Origin of the sequence: Streptomyces sp. DH37, assembly GCF_029813835.1 — a bacterium.
Lineage (GTDB): Bacteria > Actinomycetota > Actinomycetes > Streptomycetales > Streptomycetaceae > Streptomyces.
Genome location: NZ_JARVKV010000136.1, coordinates 1 through 2,643 on the forward strand (window position 1 = coordinate 1; position 2,643 = coordinate 2,643).

Below are 2,643 nucleotides of genomic sequence, written 5' to 3' on the forward strand. Positions count from 1 at the left end.
CCCACCGCCCCGCGCGGGGCGGTGGGCGCCCTCACAGGCGCTCCGGCCGGGGCCGGCCGGGGCTACTTCTTGGCCTTGTTCTCGGCGCCGCCGTCGGAGTCGGAGGAGAGCGCGGCGATGAAGGCTTCCTGCGGGACCTCCACCCGGCCCACCACCTTCATGCGCTTCTTGCCCTCCTTCTGCTTCTCCAGGAGCTTCCGCTTGCGGGAGATGTCACCGCCGTAGCACTTGGCGAGCACGTCCTTGCGGATGGCGCGGACGGTCTCGCGGGCGATGACGCGCGAGCCGATGGCGGCCTGGATGGGCACCTCGAACTGCTGCCGGGGGATGAGCTCGCGCAGCTTGGAGGCCATCCTGACCCCGTAGCTGTACGCCTTGTCCTTGTGGACGATCGCGGAGAAGGCGTCCACCTTGTCGCCGTGCAGCAGGATGTCGACCTTGACCAGGTCGGCGGTCTGCTCGCCGGTCGGCTCGTAGTCGAGCGAGGCGTAGCCGCGGGTCTTGGACTTCAGCGCGTCGAAGAAGTCGAAGACGATCTCGGCGAGCGGGAGGGTGTAGCGCAGCTCGACGCGGTCCTCGGAGAGGTAGTCCATGCCGAGCAGGTTGCCGCGCCGGGCCTGGCACAGCTCCATGACCGCGCCGACGAAGTCGTTGGGCGTCAGCACGGTCGCGCGGACGACCGGCTCGTGCACCTGGGCGACCTTGCCGGTGGGGTACTCGCTGGGGTTGGTGACGACGTGCTCGGTGCCGTCCTCCATGTCCACGCGGTACACCACGTTGGGCGCGGTGGCGATCAGGTCCAGCCCGAACTCGCGCTCCAGCCGCTCGCGGATGACCTCCAGGTGCAGCAGGCCGAGGAAGCCGACGCGGAAGCCGAAGCCGAGGGCGGCGGACGTCTCCGGTTCGTAGACCAGCGCGGCGTCGTTGAGCTGGAGCTTGTCCAGGGCGTCGCGCAGCTCGGGGTAGTCCGAGCCGTCCAGCGGGTACAGGCCGGAGAACACCATCGGCTTGGGGTCCTTGTAGCCGCCCAGCGCCTCGGTCGCGCCCTTGGAGAACTGGGTGATGGTGTCGCCGACCTTGGACTGGCGGACGTCCTTCACACCGGTGATCAGATAGCCGACCTCGCCGACGGACAGGCCGTCGGCGGGCAGCATCTCCGGGCTGTTGGTGCCGATCTCCAGCAGCTCGTGGGCGGCGCCGGTGGACATCATCCTGATGCGCTCGCGCTTGGAGAGCTTGCCGTCGACGACCTTCACGTACGTGACGACACCGCGGTACGGGTCGTAGACCGAGTCGAAGATCATCGCGCGGGCGGGGGCGTCGGCGACGCCGACCGGGGCCGGGACCTGCCGCACGACCTCGTCCAGCAGCGCCTCGACCCCCTCGCCGGTCTTGGCGGAGACCTTCAGGACCTCCGAGGGGTCGCAGCCGATGAGGTGCGCCAGCTCCGAGGCGAACTTCTCCGGCTGGGCGGCCGGGAGGTCGATCTTGTTGAGGACGGGGATGATCGTGAGGTCGTTCTCCATCGCCAGGTAGAGGTTGGCGAGGGTCTGGGCCTCGATGCCCTGGGCGGCGTCGACCAGGAGGATGCACCCCTCGCACGCGGCCAGCGAGCGGGAGACCTCGTAGGTGAAGTCGACGTGCCCAGGGGTGTCGATCATGTTGAGGATGTGGGTCGTCCCCCTGGCCTCGCCCTCGGTGGGCGCCCACGGCAGGCGGACCGCCTGGGACTTGATCGTGATGCCGCGCTCGCGCTCGATGTCCATGCGGTCGAGGTACTGGGCGCGCATCTGGCGCTGCTCGACGACACCGGTGAGCTGGAGCATCCGGTCGGCGAGCGTCGACTTGCCGTGGTCGATGTGCGCGATGATGCAGAAGTTGCGGATCAGCGCCGGGTCGGTACGGCTCGGCTCCGGCACGTTCGAAGGGGTCGCGGGCACGCAGGGTCCTGTCGGGTGATGGCTCGGGTTCGGTACGTCTCCCCCATCGTCCCACGAGTGGCGCTTACGGTCCGGTTTGGGAGCCGATCGGGCCGGCTGCTAACCTGAGCGACTGTGTCTCATGCCCTCGCGCGGGGGCCCGGCGCGCGAAGAGGCGACGGGACCGCACGGGGAGACGGGGCACGGAATCACACCTCATCACACCCGAGAAGGCTCTTTCGTGGCGAACATCAAGTCCCAGATCAAGCGGATCAAGACCAACGAGAAGGCCCGCCAGCGCAACAAGGCGGTCAAGTCCGAGCTGAAGACCGCGATGCGCCGCACCCGCGAGGCGATCGCCGCCGGCGACGCCGAGAAGGCCGCCGAGGCCGTGCGCCTGGCCGGCAAGAAGCTGGACAAGGCCGCCAGCAAGGGCGTGATCCACAAGAACCAGGCCGCCAACAAGAAGTCGGCGCTGGCCCAGAAGGTCTCCGCTCTCAAGGGCTGAAACCCCCGGGCCGTCGGCTGACGGCCCCTCCCGGCGCCGAATCGGGCTCCAGCGGACCCTCTCACCGCTCCGTACCGGCACCACCGCGCCGCACGCGGCCTGCGTTCGCCACGCGGGTGCGGCGCACAACAAAGAGCCTGGTCACAGGCCGTAAAGCACGACTGCCCGCCGGATTCCCCCCGGCGGGCAGTACGCATTTTGTACACGCGGCTTTGA

Annotated in this window: 2 protein-coding genes; one reads left to right on the forward strand and one right to left on the reverse strand. The window is 69.1% G+C overall.

Annotation, left to right across the window (positions count from 1 at the left end; all coding sequences use genetic code 11):
• Window positions 1-62: 62 nt before the first annotated feature.
• Entirely contained in the window at window positions 63-1,940 is a 1,878-nt protein-coding gene (gene lepA / locus QC029_RS30295) for a translation elongation factor 4 (RefSeq protein WP_279559052.1), read from the reverse strand.
• A gap of 220 nt (window positions 1,941-2,160) precedes the next feature.
• Between lepA and rpsT the strand changes: the two genes are divergently transcribed.
• Window positions 2,161-2,427, forward strand: a complete 267-nt coding sequence (gene rpsT, locus QC029_RS30300) for a 30S ribosomal protein S20 (RefSeq protein WP_279559053.1) — start codon at window positions 2,161-2,163, stop codon at window positions 2,425-2,427.
• Window positions 2,428-2,643 lie beyond the last annotated feature (216 nt).